Here is a 20,173-nt window from a genome sequence, read left to right on the forward strand (position 1 = left end):
GCATTTATGTTTCATTAACGAATGGCAACTGAGTTGTTGATAGATTTGGTTATATTTGTAATGTAACCACAATGAAACCAGCAAAACACATATCAACACCTGATCCTAAATTTGTCGCTATTTTAAAAAGAATGATAGCAGACAAAAAGATAATTCATGAGCATATCCGAAGCGGAAAAAGCTTAAGTGAATTAGAAGCTAAAGGATTTAAGTTTGTTAAGTTCCTATAACGTTTCCCAGCTAAAAGAAGGAGATTATTTATTCACTACCGATTCCGGCATTGTATATAGTGTATATATGCTAGATGAGTCATTATACTTTGATGCATATCCTGAATTTTCAGCTGATGTGCATACACTCGGTTTTGATATGATATCTAATCCCTTAAGGAAAACGCCTTTTGATAAGAGGGTGCGGGTCACTATTTCCAATATTATCATTGATTATCTGACGACTCACCCGGAAAAGGTTTTCTTTTTTGTGTGCGATAGTGCCGATGCCCGGGAAAAAAGCAGAATGAGGATATTCGAATTATGGTATCATCAACGGCAAACAGATACGATTGAAAAATACAACGAATCTATTCATACCGCAGATATGGATATCTATTTTTCTATCATTATTCATTCAAAAACAACCTGAAGAACTATATCCTTTCCTGCTTTCGCCAACTAACCCAATCCACCGCCGAAAAACTCAAATCTTATTAGTATTTTCATACCAATATTCCGCCATGAGTATGAAAAAAATTATCTTCTTCTTTATCGTTGTTGTTACCGCCTCGGCCTGCAGCACCAGGAATCACAGGCCCGGACTTCCCCGGCTGACCACCATCAGCATCCAGGGAGAAAGCATGCCCCAGTATACCTTCCGGTATGATCAGCAGGGCAATCTCGCTGAACTGGTACATCACCGGCCATTAAACGATACCATCAGCACTTTTTCCTATGATCATTCCCACCGGATTACCGGAATGGTATTATCCAACCGGGAAAATAACGTCACAGCAGTAAAAGAGCGCGCTAAAGTCACTTCCTGGGATAAAGATGGTAACATCGCTACCGTACAATACTTTGATGCAAAGGAACAACTGCTCCGCGTTGCCAATGTTCGCTGGAAGAACGGGTTACCCGCTGCCATGAAGTACTCCGATTCCACACAGGCAGTCAGCTGGAATTATGATGCCGCAAACCCTGTAAGAAAAGATATCTGTATCGATAGTTTCTCAGGCAAAAAAGAAGATACCTTAGTTACTTTGAGAACTGCAAAATACGAATGCGAAGATTCTATTAACCCCCTGCATCCCCTGGCCAATCAGTTGCTGCTCAGTCATGCTGTGGCTCCGGTCGTTAACCTTTCTCCCCAGGGTGACTTATCAGACGCTTTTCTGCACCTGAATACCCATAATCCTTTTCTTATCAAGATTACAGAAAAAGAAAAAACACGCTGCCAGCAAGGTTTATTCGAATATGACCGCACTACCACTGTTCAATATGCCTACTATTTCAAACGGCGGCCGCCAATATCCGGCTGGCGCCTGGGTGCATTTACACAGTGAAGGATATACCAAATTGGGAAGCGACAACCATTTTGCACTTGAATATCAATACGAATAACGCGCAATTGGGGATTTTTCATTAACTTTTAGGAGATGAAAATCACAGACCGATTAAAGGCGATGCCGGTTACACTGGTGTTGATCGGCATAAACGTACTCGTATTTCTTTACACCATACTAACAGGAATGAATATATGGTGGGGAGATGGAACCCACCTGCTGCATGCCGGCGCCAACTATTGGTCACTGACCATAGAGCAACAGCAGTACTGGCGGCTGTTCGTCAGCATGTTCCTGCATGCAGGAATGGGCCATCTTTTCACAAATATGCTGGGACTGTTTATTGGAGGCATTTTCCTGGAACCGGTATTGCGTAGTTTCCGTTATGGCCTTGCCTATATGATCACAGGATTAATATCCGACTATGTCAGCATCTGGTATCATAAAGGCGCAGTGGGTGTAGGCGCTTCCGGTGCTATTTTTGGTATTTACGGTGTATTCCTGGCGCTGCTCACCACTCCCCTCTTCCCGGCGGAGATAAGGAAAGCGTTTCTGGCTTATATTGGTTTATTTATAGCATTAAATGTAATCGCTGCTGCGGTTTCACAAGGAGTGGATAATGCAGCGCACCTGGCTGGCTTTCTGAGCGGCGCCCTTACCGGGTATCTTTTCTTTTTTACACTGACAAAAGCAGATGGGGAAAGACTTACCCGCTAAACCTCTTCCGAAATTCTAAATACTTACATTTGTACACTTAAATGCAACAAAAGATGATGAATAAGTTATGGTTTCTGCTGTGTGTATGCGCAATAATGATATTGAGCTGCAAAAACAAAACAGCAGTTAACACCAACGCCACTGCCAACGATTCCACACCGCCTGCTATTAATAAAACTCCCGATGATACCGTTCAGCTGGGTAATAAAACCTTCTTCGTGTACTTTATCGAAAAAACAGATTTCGATAAATTTCCGCTTGCTCCCCCGGATTCCAGCGAAGCAGATGTACTGGCAAAAGACAGCCTCGTAAAAAGGGAAGGTAATAAACTAACCATCCAGCTGGAAAATGGAAAGCAAAAGATCATGGCGAATAACAACAACGACGGCGAAGATTATATCGGCTATACCTATGCCGGCAGTTATCCAGCTATCAAAAGAAAAGGATTTTTTATTACCTACTACGAAGGCAGTGCCTTTGAGCTGGTAAATACCCTGAATGGCGATTCTATGGTAACCTGGTCGGCCCCCGCCGTTTCACCGGATAAAAAGTATATCATCACCGCATCAATGGACCTCGTAGCCGCTTTTGATCCTAATGGGTTTCAACTGTTTTCTGTAAATGGTAACGACATAAAAGCCGTGGGAGAAGCCAGCCTCGACGACTGGGGTCCGGGCCTGGTACACTGGATCAATAACAAAACCATTCTATCTGAATACATTACAATAGACGAGGAAGGAAATACACAAATACGCTATGTAAAAATGGTAATGCAATAACAGTATTTAGTATATTTAGTGAGATATCGCATATCAAATCCACGCTCATGAAAAAACTGTTCACCGCTGGTTTATTAATAGCACTCACCTGTTGCTATACCGCTTTTGCCGCGCTCTCCCCAGTTAATACAAGATTTCAGGCGCCTACCATGAATGTGGAGGGAACTGCCAGTTCAATCGTGAGCAAACTGGATAAATCGTTGATCCTTACCGAAACGCAAAAGCCCAAACTACTTAATATCGTGACTAATTACCTGCGACAAAAAGTCAATATCCAACCACTGCAACAAAGTAACCTGAAAGCTTATACTACCAAGATGAACAGTATGCAAAATGGATTGCATGCAAAGCTGAAACCCCTGCTAACACTCACACAATACACAGAGTTCCTGGGGCTAAAACCTAAATCCTTCGACGACACAAATGTTTTGTCGCAATTATATTACTGAGCAACGCGGATGTTGTCTTTCTCGCTGATTATACTGATTACTTTGATTTTTACTTTTGGATTTTATAAAGGATTAAGGGAGATAGAAGCGGATATATTCGCTCTTATCTCCCTTAATTATTATTGAATCTAAAAATCTAAAAAAAATCCAAAAGTAAAAATCAAAGTAATCAGTATAATCAGCGTAATCAGCGAGAAAGACAACATCCGCGGTCCTCAGATAATAATCTGCCGGTCGCGCGCTACGATACGCCAGTTGGCGCCCACCGCATTGCGCTCCGCTACATATGCTTTTTCATATAGCGCCACGGTGGGGCATATATGTTTTGGTACTCCATACAACACTGTGCCAACGGGATATTGGGTTGCATCCGCTACTTTCAATACCAGGTGCTCTTCACTCTGCGATACAGGTTCTGCTGCCGGTGCATTCAGGAATTGCACCCGTGGCTGCGGATTCTCTGCTGCTACGGATTTATGCCCGAGATCAACGCAAATATGCTGTTCATCGATAACAGAAATCACGCGGCTGATTACCAACGCAGCCCATTTAAACGGCTGCTCCGGCAGATTGGCTGCATAACCCGCATCCCAGAAAATGAAAGTACCCGGACTGCAAGTGATACCTTTCCTTGCTGCATGTACCGGGAACGTGGGTGTGCCACCTGCAACAATCTCCGGCTGTGGTAACCCACTATTTGTTACAGCCGCTGCCAGTGCAGCAACAGGTGCATATGCTTCATCACAACGCCGTTTTCGTATATCCATATCCGTATCATGCAGGTGACCGTCGTATGCGTGTAACCCTACAGGCACTACTCCCGGCAAAGTGTTAAGATATTGGTATAACTCCAGCGCGTCGGACCCGGGCCTGATACCGGTGCGGTTCATTCCTACATTAAGATCCACATATACGGGCAACCGGCGCCCCTGCGCAGCGAAAACAGTACTGATAGCCAGGGCAGCATCAGCGTTGTCGGTAACACAGGAAAAAACGGTATGCGGATACTTCTGTACCAGTTCCAGCAAACGCACAATCTTCGGTCCCACCGGCTGATAAGCCATTAAAGCATCAGCTGCATTTACCATCCCCAGCATCTCTCCTTCGGCAATGGTGGCAAACTTAAAACGCGTTATTCCCTCTTCCATGATCAGCTGTATTACCTCAGCGATCTTACTCGTTTTTACGTGTGGGCGTAACCGTCGTATGTCATCGATCATTGTTTTTAGCAATGAGATGTTATCCTTTATCCTGTCTTTATAAATAACAATTGCCGGAGAATCAATCTGCGCAGCATTTGTAAGTTGATACCATTCCATGCAGAGAAATTTAAACTATACTACGTATAATCATACACGTTATACAAACAAACTTAGGATCAAACAGCCAATTAAACCTGTTACTGATACAATAGTTTCCATTATCGACCAGGTTTTAATAGTGTCTTTCACAGACAAGTTAAAGTATTCCTTAAACATCCAGAAACCGGCATCATTTACATGGGAAAACATCAGGCTGCCCGCACCGGTAGCCAGTACCATCAGACTCGGATTTACACCGGATGCAGCAATCATAGGCGCTACAATCCCGGCGGTTGTGAGTCCTGCTACAGTAGCAGATCCTATACACACCCGGATGATAGCCGCAATACCCCATGCCAGGATTAACGGGTGCAGGTGCATATTCTGAAGCGTGGTAGCAATGTAACTGCTAACCTTGCTGTCGTGCAGCAACTGCGTAAGCGCACCGGAGCCGCCTATTACCAGGATGATAACGGCTACATCCCGCACAGCATCATCCATTACTACCATTACTTTTTTTGCGGGCATTCCTCTTCTCAATCCCAATAAATACATGCCGTTCAACACTGCCAGCAACATCACTATCAACGGCTCTCCCAGCCAGTTGGCCAGTCTGAAAAGAAAAGTATCTTCAGGTATCCATAACTTTACCAAAGCCGTCACCGCCAGTAAAAATACCGGTAACAACGCAGCAAAGAGACTCACAAACATACCCGGCAACTGCTCCTCAGGAATCGGTGGCGCCACAAACATTTTTCCCGGGGGATTGGTGTAGTGTTTCAGGAAACGCGAAAATACCGGTCCCGCCAGCACAATAGCCGGAATAGCCACCATAACACCGTACAACAAAGTAAGCCCCATGTTGGCATGAAACTGCTGTATCAACGCAGTTGGAGAGGGATGCGGCGGCAGGTATCCATGCGTTACTGATAAAGACGCGAGCATAGGAATACCGAGATATACCACCGGTAACTTTGTACGTGCCGCCACGGTGAAGATCAGGGGTACCATCAGCACAAACCCGATATTGTAAAACAAGGGAATCCCCACTATAAAACCAGTGAGCATCAACGACCATTGCACATACTTTGGTCCGAACAGGTTCATTAAACCTCCGGCAATCTTTTGCCCGGCGCCGCTTTCCGCCACCAGCTTTCCAAGCATGCTGCCGAAAACAATCACCACAATCAGGGACCCTAACGTTTTACCTATGCCTGTTTGAATAGACTGCGTGATGTCTGTTACGTTCATATGTAACGCCAGTCCCATCAGCAAAGACACTATAAGGAAAGAGAGGAAAGTATTTAAACGCCACCAGGCGACCAGTATTACCAGCAAGAGGATGGCCGCAATAACAATTAATAAGGGCATACAGCTGTTGTTTTACATGAACATGGAAAACAACAAGATAATAAAATATTATTCGTATCTCAAGGCTATAATCGGATCTAATTTGGAAGCCTTATAGGCAGGATATAAACCTGAAACGAGCCCTACTGCAGCACAGATAGTTACTCCAATAATGATCCAGAACCACGGTACAATGAAAGCAGAGCTCAGTAATACGGAAACAATATTTCCCAGGAGCATGCCCATAATTACACCGATCACCCCTCCCATTACACTGATAATAATAGACTCATACAGAAATTGGGTACGCACTACGTGACTAGTGGCTCCCAACGCTTTGGTAACACCTATTTCGCGGGTCCGTTCGGCTACCGATACCAGCATAATGTTCATCAGTCCAATAGCAGAACCAAAGAGCGTAATAAAGGCAATAACAATAGCAAAGAGGTTTACTTTGCCCAAACTGGAAAAAAGCATTTCTGCAATACTATCGCTCTTGCTGATTTCGAAATTATCTTCTTCATTAATGTTCAATCCGCGTATAATACGGAACAGGCCTGTGGCCTCTCCCTGGGCGGCGTCCATTTGTTTGATATCTTTTACGGCTACTGCTATCTGGTAACTGGCGTTGGGCCGGTTAAATACCCTGCGGGTATTGTTCACCGTGGTGATCACCACGTTATCGGCGCTCATCATTTTGCTGCTGCCTTTTGATGCCAGTACCCCTACTACGCGGTACCGGATGTCTCCCACGCGGATCGTACTGTTCACCACATTTTTAAGCTGTTTGCCAAATAGTTTCTCCGCCACATCAATTCCAAGAATAGCCACATTTCTGCCGGACTGAACATCCAGCTGGTTAAAATCCCTTCCCTGTGAAATCTCATAATTGGAAATCTGCAGGTAGTGTTCATCTCCCCCTATCACCTGTACATTGGGATTCGTTTTCTTATCATCTTTGTATACCGTGGCAATACCGGTGGCCTGGAAAGACACACTCACCACAGCCGGGAAGTGATAACGGTCCCGGAAGGCCACTGCTTCCTGGTAACGGATAATTTTATTGCTGTTGGATTTTTTTACCTTTTTTACATGCTTGTTTCCCTTGGAAGCTTTGTTGTTGTCGTCCCCGATATGCACCTGCATCCCCCGGTTACGGATGGAGAAACTGTTGGCGCCCATGCTCGCAAAGCTGCTGTAGATGCTGTTCTTCATACTGTCGATCGCCGTAAGAATACCTACCAGTACCGTGATACCCAATGCAATGATGGACACAGTAAGACCAGTACGCAACTTGTTGCTGGTTACAGAACGGTATGCCAGGGAAAAAATATCTCTTGATTGCATAATAACGGGTTACCTATAAAGTTAACGTAATATAGCTATTTAATCCATTCAATTTGGGATGAACGGCGGGTAACGGCGATCAGTATAAAAGAGAAGACCGAAGCGGATCAGGTAAATCGCTTCGGTCTTCTCCCTATGTTATAAGCTCACAGCTTTTACATCCAGCATAATAACAGGTTCGGGAACAGGCCCAATACCAGCACCAGTGCTATGGCCAGGATCAGGGCAGCCTTAAAACCGCCTGAAACAGGTTCTACTTCGGGTTCACCCTGTTTAAAATACATGGCAATGATCACGCGGAAGTAATAGTACACGCTGATAGCAGCACACAATACTGCTATGATCACCAGCCATAAAATATGACCATGTTCGATAGCCGCGGCTAAAACAAAATATTTTGCAAAGAAACCAGCTGTAACAGGGATACCAGCCAGGGAAAACAGGAACACTGCCACCGCTGCCGCCAGCAAAGGCTCCTTGCGGGCCAGGCCGTTGAATCCTTCAAAGGTATAATCTTTCAGCTTCATCAGTACCGCAAACACGCCGATAGTGGCAATACTGTAAGCGGCGGAGTACAGGATAATTCCCTGTGCGCCCCTGTTATTCATAGCCACTACTGCGAACAGCATAAAGCCCGCCTGCGCAATACTGGAATAAGCCAGCATCCGTTTTACACTCTGCTGGAAAACTGCGCTGAAGTTACCAAGTATCAGGGTCGCCGCTGTGATAATAGAAAGGATCAGTGTCCAGTGTCCGCTGATGCTGCCACCGGCAAAACTGGTGTGGAACATCCGCAGGAAAGCCACAAATCCACCTGCTTTTACTACGGTAGACATAAAGGAAGTGAATACAGTGGGAGAACCATCGTATACATCCGGTGTCCAGAAGTGGAATGGTACTGCAGATACTTTAAAAGACAGGGCAAATACCATCAGGATGATACCGCATAACGCCAACGGATGCACGCTTTCTGCGCCTAGTCCTAATGCTGCAATATCAAAAGTGCCGGCGGCGCCATAAATCAGGGTAATACCCATGAGCAGGATACCGGTAGAAAAAGATCCCATCAGGAAATACTTCAGGGATGCTTCATTACTTTTGAGGCTTTTCTTATCTGCTCCCGCGAGAATATATTGCGGGATAGACATAATTTCAATCGCCAGGAACAACATCAGCAGGTTACTGAACGAGGTAGCCAGCGAAATACCCGCCAGGATAAAGAATACCAGGGCGAAATAATCAGCTACATGTTCTCCTACCTTTTCAAATTCACTGCCCGACAACAGGAAATATAACAAAGTGGCGCCCAATGCTACAGCGTTGAACAACACACCAAATTTGGTCACTTCAATCATGCCATACATGATATACCCGCCCTGCTCTACAGACGGATATTGCGCCAGATTAGCAATAAATGCTATGAGGATGGCCGCGATGGCAAAAAATTTAATATGCTGCTTATTGCGTACAAATAAACCAACAAACATCAGTACAACGCCCGATAAAGCAGTAGAAATTAGTGCATTCATATTTTTGCGTTACAAAACCCCGTTACAAATTTTTCCATTCCGGTATTCAGTTTTTGGCTGAAGATCAGAATAATTTACTTACCACATCAGACGTGCCGCTCACCAGATCCAGCATAGGTTTGGGATAAACGCCCAATACTATGATCATGATCACCACCAGGCTCAGTGCCAGCGTTTCACCCGGCTGCAGATCTGTAGTAGTTTCGGTTAATTCATTTCCTTCGCCAAATATCACTTTCTGAATCATACCCAGGGTATATACAGCAGAGAGAATGATACCTAATCCGGCAAATGCCATAAACCAGTGATTATATTGGAACAATCCGCTGAACATCAGGAACTCACCAATGAAACCATTGGTCAGTGGTAAACCGATGTTAGCCAGACTGATAATAACGAGGAAAATAGCCATGCGTGGCGCCTTCTGTGCCATGCCACCCATCTGGTCGAGGTTCTTAATCCCTAAGCGGTTCTGAATTACTTCCACGATGATCCACAAACCAATGATATTGATACCATGGTTAAACATCTGTACCATTACCCCCTGCAGGCTTTGTTCGTTGTTGGCGAAAATAGCAGCGCACATCAAACCGATGTGGGCAATGGAAGAGTAAGCAATCAGGCGTTTCAGATCATTTTGTACCATCGCAATGCAGGAAGCATAAATGATACCGATGATGCATAATACAATAGCTACATCAGACCACATGGCAGCGCCCTGTGGCACTACCGGCAGCAGCCAGCGGATCACTCCAAATAAACCCATTTTCACCATTACACCGGAAAGGATCATGGTAACAGGAGTGGGCGATTGCTCGTAAGTATCCGGCTGCCAGGTGTGAAATGGAAATACCGGCATCTTGATGGCGAATGCCACAAAGAACAGCCAGAACAGCCATTTCTGGTCATCCGGATTCAATGCCGCACTTGTAAAGGAAGCCCAGCTGAAGGAATGATCCGGTGTTTGAAAGTAGATATAGATAATACCTACCAGCATCAGCAACGAACCGAGGAAAGTGTATACAAAGAATTTAAAGGTGACGGCGATCCGTTTTTCACCACCCCATAAAGAGCAGAGGAAATAAACAGGTATCAGGGCCAGTTCCCAGAATATGTAAAACTGCAGGGCATCGAAAGCGGTGAATACACCAGTTAAGCCAGCCTGCGATAATAACATCAGACCATAAAAGGCATTGGCCTTTTCGTAGTTGCGGTTATAAATAGTAATGAAAACAAGCAGAGAAGCAATCGCTGTAAGTAAGCAAAGCATCACACCCATTCCATCTAATCCAACACGGAATTGACTTCCCAGCTGCGGAATCCAGTCGGCAACAAAGTTCAGGCTGTCGGGAGCAGTACGAAAGCGGCACCACGATCCAATTGCCAACACCACTGTTGCCAGCGATGAGATCATGCCCAGCACTTTTGGCCCGGCCCCCTTCAGACCAAATGCAATAAGGCCCGCTATGAAAGGAATCAATATTAATAAAACTGTCAACATAATTTATCTGCGCTTGTAACTTCTGCTATTGGTTTATAATAAGAATCCGATCACAAATAATACGATCATACCGATGACCATGGCAAAGATGTAAAAACCTACCTGCCCGTTTTGTACCAGGCGGATCTGCTGACCTCCCCATTGTACACCGCGGCCTACACCGTTCACCAGCTTGTCGATACCCGCCTTTTCCACCGTATCACGGAAGAAACGGGACAATTCATACAATGGTTTTACGATAATAGTATCATACAGTTCATCTATATACCATTTGTTTTCGAGCACTTTTGCCAAACCAGTACTTTCTGTACCCGCATCTTCAAACTTCGTAAATTTCTGACGCGCCAGCAGGATAAATACAATCACCAGCACACTGCTCACACCCATCAGCAACCATTCTGTACCATGCGACAGGTGATGTTCCACTGCAAAAGGTGCAGATGGTGCAAACACCGGCGCCAGGTATTCGGCCAGCATATTCTTTGTTCCAAATACTTCGGGTAAACCAACATAGCCACCTATCACGGAAAGCACTGCCAGGATTACCAAAGGAATGGTGATAGCAGAAGGACTTTCATGCAGGTGATGCTCCTGTTCGTGTGTGCCACGGAATTTACCGGTGAAAGTGATGTAGTATAAGCGGAACATATAAAAGGCAGTCATCAGTGCGCCTACCAGGCCCAGTACATATAATACCGGGTTGTTGGCAAATGCCTGTGCCAGGATTTCATCTTTGGAGAAGAAGCCGGAGAAACCGGGAATACCTGCAATCGCCAGGCATCCTACCAGGAACGTCCATGCAGTAGTAGGCATGAATTTTTTGAGGCCACCCATCTTCCTGATATCCTGTTCGCCACCCATTGCGTGGATCACGGAACCGGAACCCAGGAACAGGAGGGCTTTGAAGAAGGCGTGTGTCATTACATGGAACACAGCCGCTCCATAAGCGCCCACACCGAGGGCAAGGAACATATAACCTAACTGGCTCACCGTAGAATAAGCCAGTACTTTTTTAATATCGTTTTGCTTTAAAGCAATAGAAGCTGCAAACAGGGCAGTAGCCAGACCGATGATCGCGATTACTGTCTGGATATGCGGCGCGAGTGTATAAATCACGTTGCTGCGTGCAATCATATAGATACCGGCGGTAACCATGGTAGCAGCGTGGATCAGGGCAGACACCGGGGTTGGACCAGCCATCGCATCCGGTAACCAGGTATATAAAGGAATCTGTGCTGATTTACCCATTGCGCCAACAAACATCAGCATGGCAATAGCGGTGATAACGCCATTGTTCATTCCCAGCGGCGCCGCTTTGGCAAACACATCAGGGAAAGTAACCGTACCAAACTGCAGGATCATGAAGAAGATGGCAATCAGGAAACCAAGGTCACCGATGCGGTTCATCACGAATGCTTTCTTAGCAGCATTGTTATAGCTGGTATTTTTAAACCAGAAACCGATGAGGAGATAGGAACAAAGACCAACGCCTTCCCAGCCAATGAACATCATCACGTAGTTGGCGCCCAGCACCAGAATCAACATGGAAAACACGAACAGGTTGAGATAAGCGAAATATCTTGCGAAGCTTTCGTCACTTTCCTCATGCATGTAAGAAGTAGAATAGATATGGATCAGGGTACCTACGCCGGTGATCACCAGCAGGAACAAGGCACTTAACTGATCTACCTGGAAGGCGAAAGGAATCTGCAGGGAGCCTACAGAAATGAAATCAAACAGGTGTACTGTCTGAGCAGAAAATCCCGGGGCTTTAACTTCCAGGAATATTAATAAGCTAATCACAAAGGACGCCAGAACTGCGCCACTGCCAACAAATCCTACCAGGGACTTGGATAAAAATCTGCGTCCCAATCCATTCACCAGGAAACCCAATAATGGTAAAAATGGTACCAGCCAAACTAGATTAATCATTTATCAATTCTATTTACGACGTCGAAAAATTTAATAATTAAGAAAGCAGAATTATTAATTTTTCAGCCTGTTAAGAATGTTAATATCTACTGAATGTGTGTTTCTGTAGACCATAGTAATTATAGCCAGTCCTACTGCTACTTCCGCAGCCGCTACCACCATAATAAAGAATACAAAGAGTTGTGCAGCCCCTGCATCTACCCGTCCTGCATCTGCCCACATTTTGGAAAATGACACCATCAACAGGTTTACTGCATTCAGCATCAGCTCTATGCACATAAAAATAATAATCGCATTTCTGCGCATCAGTACACCCATCACACCTATGCAGAACAAGGCGATACTCAGGAATATGTAATATTGAACAGGCATAAAATAAATTACGGGTTAGGAATTACGAATTACAACAGGTAATCCGTATTACTATTCTTTTTTACCAATTACCACGGCGCCGATCATTGCGCTGAGGAACAAAATACTGCTCACTTCAAACGGCACCACATATTGTTTGAACAGGATCATACCGAGATTTTTAATTAACCCGATATCAGTAGCATTTGTGCTCAATGCCGGCATGCTGGCATCGCGTAATGCAGCTACCAGTACCACCAGTAAAGCCCCCCCGCTGATAGCGCCGGCGTACTTCAGCCAGTTGCGTTTCTGCGGTTCCAGGTCAGCATTCAGGTTCATGAGCATCAGCACGTACAGGAACAATACCATGATGGCCCCTGCATATACAATGATATGCACTACTGCCAGGAACTGGGCATTCATCATAATATAGTGCCCGGCTATGGTAAAGAATGTTACGATCAGGCACAACACGCTCGTCACAGGATTCTTACTCAATACCACGCCCAACGCTGATACCAGCGCCACGACCGACAGCACCATGAAAATTATTTGTTGTATACTCATTCCCATCTCTGCTATGTTTGACTATTGTATTTTTAGCTAAATGTGCGCTGTGAATAATATTATTTGCCTTCTTTCGGATGAGGAATCAGCAGATCATCTTTTCCGTAGATAAAACCTTTACGCTGATAGTTTGCAGGAGCAAAAGTTTCAGACATATACACTGCATCTTTGGGACAAGCTTCTTCACAAAAACCACAGAAAATGCAACGGAGCATATTGATCTCATATTTCGCTGCATACTTTTCTTCCCTGTACAGGTGCTCTTCTCCCTCTTTCCTTTCCGCTGCTTCCATGGTAATGGCTTCAGCAGGACAGGCTACTGCGCACAATCCGCAGGCAGTACATCTTTCACGGCCTTCTTCATCCCGGTTCAGTACATGTAAACCACGGAATACGGGACTGAAATCACGTGTCTTTTCAGGGAAACTAACGGTAGCTTTCTTCTGAAAAAGGTGCTTAAAAGTGATCCCCATACCTTTGGCAATAGCAGGGATGTACATCTTCTCGGCGAATGTCATCGGCCGGCGGTCTACTGCTTTCGCCCTGTTAGTTAATGCTTGCATAATGAATGCTTTATTTAATCCACACGTTTGGTGTGTATTTTAATCAGATAATATTAATGTTGACGTGCCAATACCAGTGCCCCGGTGATCAGCATATTTACCAGTGCCAGCGGAATCATGATCTTCCAGCCCAAACGCATCAGCTGATCGTAACGGAATCTCGGAACGGTCCAGCGCACCCACATAAAGAAGAAAATGAAAAACAGTGTTTTCAGGAACAGCGCCACAAATCCGAGGATGGTGACCATATTCGGATCCAGTCCCAGCTGATCCATATACGGGAAGGCATACCCGCCGAAGTACATGGTAGAGATCAGGGCAGAACTGATAAACATGTTGATATATTCCGCAAACAGGAAGAAACCCAGCTTCATGGAAGAATACTCCAGGTGATAACCACCGTTCAATTCGTTTTCTGCTTCCGGTAAATCGAAGGGAGCGCGGTTACATTCAGCAAAAGCGCATACCAGGAAGATGAAGAAGCCTAATGGCTGATATACTACGTTCCATAAACCATGACGCTGTTGTTCCACAATATCCTTTAAGCTCAGGGAACCGGTCAGCATCAGTAATGCGATCAGGGCCAGTCCCATTGGCAGTTCGTAGGAGATGATCTGCGAAGCGGCACGTACAGATGCCAGCAAAGAGTATTTATTATTGGAAGCCCAGCCGCCAATCATGATACCATACACACCCATGCTCACTACGCCGAAGATGAAAAGGATTCCGATGTTCACATCTGCTATCTGCAGGGAAACAGGACGGCCGGCAATTACCAGGGTATCGCCCCAGGGAATCACGGCACTGGTCATACAAGCCACCAACATCGCGATGGAAGGGCCCAGCACGAAAAGAAAGCGGTTGGCGTTGGTAGGAATAATTTCTTCTTTGAAGAAGAGTTTGCCACCATCTGCCAGTGGTTGCAGCAATCCCATAAAACCGGCGCGGTTTGGACCTAAACGGTCCTGGATCCAGGCTGCCACCTTTCTTTCACCCCAGGTAGAATACATGGCCACTACCAATGAAAGTACCAGCACCCCTGATATCAGGAGTACTTTTTCAATTATAAAAAACCAATCTATGCTTAATAAGGTCATACTTACACGTAATTACGATTGTTACTTCTTAAAATCATCAGAGTGAGCCGGGCCGTCGATCTTCGACAAATCAATGTCCGGTCTGTTTACCTGGCTTTCAGAGTGAATATTAAACAACAGTTTGGGTTGTCTTCCGTCCAATACATCCACCAGCGGATCTTTAGGTTTTACAGTATTCACGTAATGCCCCTGGGAAATAACGCTGTTACGTTCTATTTTGCGTGGACCTTCAATGATCCAGTCTTTTGCTTCTTTTTTATCAAAGCGGCAAACATCGCAGATAAAGTCTTCCACTTCGCCGTATTTATCTTTACGGGCGGTTACGCGGAATACTTCGTCGCCGCGCATCCAAAGCACAGTTTTACCGCAGCATTTTGGATTTTCGCAATTGCGGTGTGCATCTACCGGTTTCAGGAACCATACGCGGTTTTTGAACCGGAAAGTTTGATCGGTTAAGGCCCCTACCGGGCAAACGTCAATGACGTTACCGATGAAGTCATTATCGAGCGACTGGGAGATGTAGGTGCTGATTTCAGAAGCATCACCACGGCCCAGGATGCCATGTTCGCGTTTTTCGGTAAGCTGATCAGCGGTGTACACGCAGCGGTAGCAAAGGATGCAGCGCGTCATGTGCAATTTGATATGATCACCGAGATCTACTTTATCAAAAGTTCTGCGTTTAAATTCGTAGCGGGTGCTGTCGGCGCCGTGTTCGTAACTCAGATCCTGCAGGTGGCATTCCCCGGCCTGATCACATACCGGGCAATCCAGCGGGTGATTGAGCAACAGGAATTCCACTACTCCTTTACGAGCATCCAGTACTTCCGGGGAAGTGATGTTGGCTACTTCCATACCATCCATTACAGTAGTACGGCAGCTGGCCACCAGTTTAGGCATGGGGCGTGGATCGGCATCGGAACCTTTGGATACTTTTACCAGGCAGGTACGGCATTTACCGCCGCTGCCCTGCAGTTTGGAATAGTAACACATGGCCGGCGGCACTACCTCTCCTCCTATCTTCCGGGCCGCATTCAGTATGGTTGTACCGGGTTCCACCTCCACAGAGATGTTATCGATTTTAACCTTAAATAATTTTATTTCCTCCGCCATCTTAATATCTTTTGTGCTCGCGGGGAGCAACGTTTATTTTATATATTGATTCTTTATTTCAGTATATGCATACCCGTTATACAGCAGCTGGTGTTGGCGCCGGCAATGGGTCTGCGTAATGAGCCAGACCGAAATTGCGGGTCTGTGATTCTTCAGGATTTGCCACATGCCATTCAAATTCATCGCGGAAGTGGCGGATAGCTGCTGCTACCGGCCATGCTGCTGCATCGCCAAGCGGGCAGATGGTGTTTCCTTCAATTTTGCGTTGAATATCCCACAGTAAATCGATGTCGCTCATTTTGCCTTTACCATACTCGATGTTCTGCAGCACTTTCTTCATCCAGCCAGTGCCTTCACGGCAAGGGCTGCACTGACCGCAGCTTTCGTGGTGGTAGAAGCGGGCAAAGGTAAGGGTATTGCGCACAATACACTGGTCCTCGTCCATTACAATAAATCCGCCGGAACCCAGCATAGAGCCTGTTGCAAAGCCGCCATCGGCCAGGCTTTCATAGGTCATCATACGGGTTTCACCTTTTGCTGTTTTCAGCAGCAGGTTAGCCGGTAACACCGGAACGGAAGAACCGCCGGGGATACAGGCTTTCAGGCGTTTGTTATTTTTGATACCACCGCAGTATTCGTCGGAGTAGATGAATTCTTCGACGGAGATATTCATTTCTATCTCATAAACGCCGGGTTTGTTGATATTACCGCAGGCAGAAATGAGTTTGGTGCCGGTAGATTTGCCGGTACCGTATTTAATATATTCGTCGCCGCCGATGTTGATAATAGGCACTACTGCAGCGAGTGTTTCCACGTTATTTACTACGGTTGGCGATTGCCATAATCCTTTTACCGCGGGGAATGGTGGTTTGATGCGCGGATTACCGCGTTTCCCTTCCAGGGATTCTATCAGGGCAGTTTCTTCACCACAGATGTAAGCGCCTGCACCACGTTGTACGTATATTTCGAGATCGAAGCCGGTGCCCTGGATATTTTTACCCAGCCAGCCTTTATTTTTTGCTTCTGCAATGGCCTGTTCCAGGATGTCCGGAATCCAGGCGTATTCACCGCGGATGTAGATGTAGCAACTGTTAGCGCCGAGGGCAAAGCTGGAGATCAGTAATCCTTCAATGAGGAGGTGGGGGATGAATTCCATCAGGTAGCGGTCTTTGAACGTACCTGGTTCCGACTCATCTGCATTGCAAACCAGGTAGCGCGGAACGCCTTCCGGTTTGGCGATGAAACTCCATTTCAGGCCGGTAGGGAAACCCGCACCGCCACGGCCTCTCAGGCCACTCTTCTTCACTTCATCCAGTACGCCGTCCGGCCCCAGGGTTTTCAGCGCTTTTTCAGCTGCAGCATAACCGCCGTTGCTCCGGTAGGTGTCATAGTACCGGATGCCTTCAATATGTGCTTTATCTAACAGTAATTTGCGTCCCATTGTCTTCCTTATGGTGTAATGTTACCGGTATTCCCGGCGCCATTATCAGATTTGTGTATATCTTTTATGCCTTACGTATGCCGTGTTGCGAAATGCGTTCTGCCAGTCTGTAAAACAGGAGCCCGGCACTTACGCCACAAATAACGGAAACCAGCCAGTTATCGATCCGCCATAATGCGGTGAGTAACGCCATCAGCAGTATTGCTTCCGCTACCTGTAATTTGTGGCGCTGATACATTTCCTTAAAACGCATGATCAGGTTATTTTTTGGATGCATCAGTTGGCGTTTGCTTTAGATCTGCATTCTGCGATGATTTCATCTACTTTAGCCGGTGTAAGGTGCTCCCGGTAATGTTTTCCCAATTGCATCATGGGAGCATAACCACAGGCGCCGAGGCATTCCACCGTTTTAAGGGTAAACAGCCCGTCGGCGGTAGTTTCACCTACGCCGATACCCAGCTTATTTTTAATGTAATCAATGATCTGATCAGAACCACTTACCATGCACGGGCCTGTTTGGCACACCTCAAATAAATAGGTGCCTACCGGTTTCAGGTTAAACATGCTATAGAAAGTAGCTACCTCATACACTTCAATTGATTGCAGTTGCAGTAAAGTTGCAACGTAGTCCATTGTTTCTGCACTCAGCCATCCACCAAATGCTTCCTGAGCCAGGTGCAACACCGGTATCAACGCACTTTTCTGCTTCCCTTCCGGGTAGCGTGCAATGATTTCTTTTACTTTATTCAGTTTCTCTTCAGAAAATTGAACCACAGCCATTATTTTATTCAGCTTTAATCTTCGAAATATTCAATAGCGTAACTACGCATCCAGTTCACCTGCGATCAGGTTCAGGCTACTCATACAAACGATCGCATCGCTCAACATGGCGCCTTCCACCAGTTCGGCGTAGGCCTGGTAGTAAATGAAGCATGGACGACGGAAGTGCAGCCTGTAAGGACTACGGCCACCATCGCTGATCAGGTAAAAACCAAGTTCGCCATTGGCGCCTTCCACTGCGTTGTACACTTCACCCGGAAGCATGTCTGCTTCACCCATCACAATTTTAAAGTGATAGATGAGCGCTTCCATCTTTGTATAAACATCCTGTTTTTCAGGGAGGTAATAAGCAGGTACATCTGCGTGGAACACATCTGCCGGCAGGCTTTTCACCTTATCCATGGCCTGGCGGATGATACTGAGACTTTCCCACATTTCTGCGTTACGCACCTGGAAACGGTCGTAGCTGTCGCCGGTAGTACCTACCGGTATGGAGAAGTCGAAATCCTGGTAAGAGCTGTAAGGATTGGCTACACGTACATCGTAATCCACGCCTGCTGCGCGCAGGTTTGGACCGGTGAAGCCGTAGCTGAGTGCCCTTTCTGCAGTGATAGCACCTACGCCCTGTGTACGTTCCATGAAGATACGGTTACGGGTAAGCAGGGTTTCAAACTCTTTCAGTACAGCAGGATATTCGTTCAGGAAGCGTTCTATTTTTGCGAAAGCTGCGGGTGTGAAATTTCTTTCAAAGCCCCCAATACGACCAATGTTGGTAGTAAGACGGGAACCGCAGATCTCTTCATATATTTCGTATATCAGTTCACGGTAGGTCATCACGTATACGAAACCGGTTAATGCGCCGGTATCTACTCCCATTACGGAGCTACAGATCAGGTGATCTGCAATACGCGCCAGCTCCATGATAATAACACGCAGGTAATCCACTCTTTTAGGCGTTTCAATGCCCAGGAGCTTTTCTACGGTCAGTAACCAGCCCATATTGTTAATAGGGGCAGAGCAGTAGTTCAAACGGTCTGTCAGTGGCGTGATCTGGTAATAGGGGCGGCGTTCAGCGATCTTTTCAAATGCGCGGTGAATATACCCTACGGTAGAAACAGCGCTCACAATGCGTTCGCCATCGATTTCCAGAATGTTCTGAAATACGCCATGCGTGGCCGGGTGTGTAGGACCCAGGTTGAGCGTGGTCGTATCTTTTTCTATAGAGCCTTCCGGCAGCTTTATATGTTGTTTCTGATCTAACATAACCTCGTTGTATTAAAGATTTCCTCCCCTTCCAAACATCTCATCATCTTTATCAATACGCATGGAGTCTTCCAGCGGAAATTCCTTTCTCATGGGGAAATAGGTCATTTCGTCCACATTCAGCACACGGATCAGGTTGGGATGTCCTACAAAGTTGATCCCGTAGAAGTCGTAAGTTTCGCGTTCCATCCAGTTGGCCGATGCGTACAGCTGGGTAGCGGTAAAAACGTCCGGTTTGGCTACGGGTGTGAATACTTTCAGACGGAGCCTGATGTTATCCTGCAGGTTGTGCAGGTGATATACTACTGCCAGTTCTTCGTTTTTCCTGTCGGGATAATGCACTGCGGTGATATCCGTTAAAAAACGAAAACGCAATTCCTCATCATCAAACAGGAATTGCATTACTTTCAGGTTATAATCTTTCTGTGCGGTGAGGGTAAGCAGCCCAAACGGCTCTTCAAAGCCGGTTAGCACATCTCCAAACTTCTCCGTCAGGCGTTGCTGTATGCGTTCGTTTGTTAAAGACATTAACAATTTG

Annotated in this window: 22 protein-coding genes; 6 read left to right on the forward strand and 16 right to left on the reverse strand. The window is 46.0% G+C overall.

Features of this window, described 5'->3' with window-relative positions:
- Window positions 1-71: 71 nt before the first annotated feature.
- From QFZ48_RS06785 to QFZ48_RS06810, 6 genes are all read left to right on the forward strand, one after another.
- Window positions 72-230, forward strand: coding sequence for a hypothetical protein (locus tag QFZ48_RS06785; RefSeq protein ID WP_429044742.1), 159 nt, complete (start codon window positions 72-74; stop codon window positions 228-230).
- Window positions 214-642, forward strand: a complete 429-nt coding sequence (locus QFZ48_RS06790; protein ID WP_429061696.1) for a DUF6169 family protein — start codon at window positions 214-216, stop codon at window positions 640-642. The genes QFZ48_RS06785 and QFZ48_RS06790 overlap by 17 nt, the downstream gene beginning before the upstream one ends.
- 97 nt (window positions 643-739) lie before the next feature.
- A complete protein-coding gene (locus QFZ48_RS06795; protein ID WP_429061697.1) occupies window positions 740-1,558 on the forward strand; it encodes a hypothetical protein in 819 nt (272 codons plus the stop codon).
- Between the two features lie 93 nt (window positions 1,559-1,651).
- On the forward strand, window positions 1,652-2,275 hold the full coding sequence (locus QFZ48_RS06800; RefSeq protein ID WP_429044736.1) for a rhomboid family intramembrane serine protease: 624 nt from the start codon (window positions 1,652-1,654) through the stop codon (window positions 2,273-2,275).
- A gap of 53 nt (window positions 2,276-2,328) precedes the next feature.
- Window positions 2,329-3,054 (forward strand): hypothetical protein, encoded by a 726-nt coding sequence (locus tag QFZ48_RS06805; RefSeq protein ID WP_429044734.1) that lies wholly within the window; start codon window positions 2,329-2,331, stop codon window positions 3,052-3,054.
- 47 nt (window positions 3,055-3,101) lie between these two features.
- Window positions 3,102-3,503 carry a hypothetical protein gene (locus tag QFZ48_RS06810; RefSeq protein ID WP_429044732.1) on the forward strand — a complete coding sequence of 134 codons (402 nt, stop codon included), beginning with the start codon at window positions 3,102-3,104 and terminating at the stop codon, window positions 3,501-3,503.
- Window positions 3,504-3,718: 215 nt separating this feature from the next.
- On the opposite strand, the gene QFZ48_RS06815 is transcribed toward QFZ48_RS06810, so the two are convergent.
- From QFZ48_RS06815 to QFZ48_RS06890, 16 genes are all read right to left on the reverse strand, one after another.
- Window positions 3,719-4,822, reverse strand: a complete 1,104-nt coding sequence (locus QFZ48_RS06815; RefSeq protein ID WP_429061698.1) for a D-TA family PLP-dependent enzyme — start codon at window positions 4,820-4,822, stop codon at window positions 3,719-3,721.
- A 39-nt stretch (window positions 4,823-4,861) separates the two neighbouring features.
- Entirely contained in the window at window positions 4,862-6,175 is a 1,314-nt protein-coding gene (locus tag QFZ48_RS06820; protein ID WP_429044728.1) for a gluconate:H+ symporter, read from the reverse strand.
- 48 nt (window positions 6,176-6,223) lie between these two features.
- Window positions 6,224-7,501 carry an ABC transporter permease gene (locus QFZ48_RS06825; RefSeq protein ID WP_429044726.1) on the reverse strand — a complete coding sequence of 426 codons (1,278 nt, stop codon included), beginning with the start codon at window positions 7,499-7,501 and terminating at the stop codon, window positions 6,224-6,226.
- Window positions 7,502-7,656: 155 nt separating this feature from the next.
- Window positions 7,657-9,030, reverse strand: a complete 1,374-nt coding sequence (locus tag QFZ48_RS06830) for an NADH-quinone oxidoreductase subunit N (RefSeq protein ID WP_429044725.1) — start codon at window positions 9,028-9,030, stop codon at window positions 7,657-7,659.
- Window positions 9,031-9,094: 64 nt separating this feature from the next.
- A complete protein-coding gene (locus QFZ48_RS06835) occupies window positions 9,095-10,531 on the reverse strand; it encodes a complex I subunit 4 family protein (RefSeq protein WP_429044723.1) in 1,437 nt (478 codons plus the stop codon).
- Between the two features lie 33 nt (window positions 10,532-10,564).
- Window positions 10,565-12,463 carry an NADH-quinone oxidoreductase subunit L gene (nuoL, locus tag QFZ48_RS06840; RefSeq protein ID WP_429044722.1) on the reverse strand — a complete coding sequence of 633 codons (1,899 nt, stop codon included), beginning with the start codon at window positions 12,461-12,463 and terminating at the stop codon, window positions 10,565-10,567.
- A gap of 54 nt (window positions 12,464-12,517) precedes the next feature.
- The gene (nuoK, locus tag QFZ48_RS06845; protein WP_429044720.1) at window positions 12,518-12,835 is read right to left on the reverse strand and encodes an NADH-quinone oxidoreductase subunit NuoK; all 318 of its coding nucleotides are present in this window, start codon (window positions 12,833-12,835) and stop codon (window positions 12,518-12,520) included.
- A 51-nt stretch (window positions 12,836-12,886) separates the two neighbouring features.
- Window positions 12,887-13,381 carry an NADH-quinone oxidoreductase subunit J family protein gene (locus QFZ48_RS06850; protein ID WP_370909279.1) on the reverse strand — a complete coding sequence of 165 codons (495 nt, stop codon included), beginning with the start codon at window positions 13,379-13,381 and terminating at the stop codon, window positions 12,887-12,889.
- Between the two features lie 59 nt (window positions 13,382-13,440).
- Window positions 13,441-13,944, reverse strand: coding sequence for an NADH-quinone oxidoreductase subunit NuoI (gene nuoI / locus QFZ48_RS06855; RefSeq protein ID WP_370909278.1), 504 nt, complete (start codon window positions 13,942-13,944; stop codon window positions 13,441-13,443).
- 53 nt (window positions 13,945-13,997) lie between these two features.
- Window positions 13,998-15,041, reverse strand: coding sequence for an NADH-quinone oxidoreductase subunit NuoH (gene nuoH, locus QFZ48_RS06860; RefSeq protein WP_370909277.1), 1,044 nt, complete (start codon window positions 15,039-15,041; stop codon window positions 13,998-14,000).
- A 21-nt stretch (window positions 15,042-15,062) separates the two neighbouring features.
- Window positions 15,063-16,151, reverse strand: a complete 1,089-nt coding sequence (locus tag QFZ48_RS06865; protein WP_370909276.1) for a 2Fe-2S iron-sulfur cluster-binding protein — start codon at window positions 16,149-16,151, stop codon at window positions 15,063-15,065.
- 76 nt (window positions 16,152-16,227) lie between these two features.
- Window positions 16,228-17,592 carry an NADH-quinone oxidoreductase subunit NuoF gene (gene nuoF, locus QFZ48_RS06870; RefSeq protein WP_429044718.1) on the reverse strand — a complete coding sequence of 455 codons (1,365 nt, stop codon included), beginning with the start codon at window positions 17,590-17,592 and terminating at the stop codon, window positions 16,228-16,230.
- A 64-nt stretch (window positions 17,593-17,656) separates the two neighbouring features.
- Entirely contained in the window at window positions 17,657-17,845 is a 189-nt protein-coding gene (locus QFZ48_RS06875; protein ID WP_429061700.1) for a hypothetical protein, read from the reverse strand.
- A gap of 23 nt (window positions 17,846-17,868) precedes the next feature.
- A complete protein-coding gene (nuoE, locus tag QFZ48_RS06880) occupies window positions 17,869-18,372 on the reverse strand; it encodes a complex I 24 kDa subunit family protein (RefSeq protein ID WP_079469428.1) in 504 nt (167 codons plus the stop codon).
- Window positions 18,373-18,414: 42 nt separating this feature from the next.
- Complete coding sequence (locus QFZ48_RS06885; protein ID WP_370909273.1) at window positions 18,415-19,635, reverse strand: NADH-quinone oxidoreductase subunit D; 1,221 nt, start codon at window positions 19,633-19,635, stop codon at window positions 18,415-18,417.
- 12 nt (window positions 19,636-19,647) lie between these two features.
- Window positions 19,648-20,163 (reverse strand): NADH-quinone oxidoreductase subunit C, encoded by a 516-nt coding sequence (locus tag QFZ48_RS06890; RefSeq protein ID WP_079469430.1) that lies wholly within the window; start codon window positions 20,161-20,163, stop codon window positions 19,648-19,650.
- Window positions 20,164-20,173 lie beyond the last annotated feature (10 nt).

Source organism: Chitinophaga sp. W2I13 (assembly GCF_050434005.1).
In the GTDB taxonomy this organism is placed as follows: domain Bacteria; phylum Bacteroidota; class Bacteroidia; order Chitinophagales; family Chitinophagaceae; genus Chitinophaga.